1 protein-coding gene is annotated in these 1,089 nt (G+C 72.4%); it reads left to right on the top strand.

Going from position 1 to position 1,089, the window contains the following annotated elements; genetic code table 11:
- Positions 1 to 268: 268 nt before the first annotated feature.
- On the top strand, positions 269 to 1,089 hold an 821-nt coding region (mnmD, locus tag DBR10_RS17565; protein ID WP_233243474.1), incomplete at its 3' end, for a tRNA (5-methylaminomethyl-2-thiouridine)(34)-methyltransferase MnmD.

Genomic DNA, 1,089 nt, shown 5'->3' with positions numbered 1-1,089 from the left:
CCCGGTCCGCCCGCCGGAGGCTTCAAGGCGGCGAGGCCCGAACAGGGCTCGAGCGCCGCACGCTTCCGACAGAACGATCACGCGGAGCGTCTGAACTTCGTCGAAACGGTACTTCTACAAACCTTTTTCCGGGCGAGGCCCGGGCGCTCCGCAGCCCTTCCCGTCCCTTCAGCGGTGATCCGCGTGAGGCGGCGAAGCCGTGCCTTCGTCCCGCCGATTGACAGTCCCCCCTGCAGCAAGGCTCTAAGCCCCCATGAGTTCGCCTGACATGCCAGACCTCCCCGACGACGCCTCGCCCCTGGTCTGGAACGACCAGGGGCTGCCGCGCTCGCGGCTGTATGGTGATGTCTATTTCTCCAGCGCCGATGGCCTGGCCGAGACCCGGGCAGTGTTCCTGGCCGGGTGCCACCTCCCGGAAGCCTTTGCCGGCCGCGCCCATTTCGTGGTCGGGGAACTGGGCTTCGGCACCGGCCTGAACATCGCCGCCCTGCTGGACCTCTGGCGGCAGACCGCCCCGCCGGCCGCACGCCTGCACATCTTCTCCATCGAGGCCCACCCGATCTCCCGGGAGGATGCGGCCCGCGCCCTGGCCGTCTGGCCCGAACTGGGCGAGGCGGCCGGCGCCCTGCTGGACGCCTGGCCCGGACAGGCCCGGGGCTTCCACCGGGTGGACCTGCCGGCCTTCAACGCGACCCTGGACCTGGCGGTCATGGACGTTGGCCAGGCCCTCGAGGCCTGGGACGGCGCGGCCGATGCCTGGTTCCTCGACGGCTTCTCCCCGGCGCTCAATCCGGCCATGTGGGCGGAAGACATCCTGGCCGCCGTCGCCGCCCGCTCGGCCCCGGGGGCCCGCGCCGCGACCTTCACCGTGGCCGGGGCCGTGCGGCGCGGCCTGCAGGCGGCGGGCTTCGAGATCGCCAAGCGACCCGGCTTCGGACGCAAGAAGGACCGTCTCGAGGCCTGGCTGCCCAGCGCCCCGCAGGATCCGGCCCGCCCTGCCCGACTGGCGGTCATCGGCGGCGGCATTGGGGCGGCGAGCCTGGCCCGCGCCGCCCGGGTCGAGGGTCTGGACGTGACCCTCTATGATGA

Origin of the sequence: Caulobacter sp. HMWF025 (assembly GCF_003060965.1) — a bacterium.
In the GTDB taxonomy this organism is placed as follows: domain Bacteria; phylum Pseudomonadota; class Alphaproteobacteria; order Caulobacterales; family Caulobacteraceae; genus Caulobacter.
Note: the sequence above shows the minus strand (reverse complement) of the source record. Positions and strands in the feature narration are given on the sequence as shown.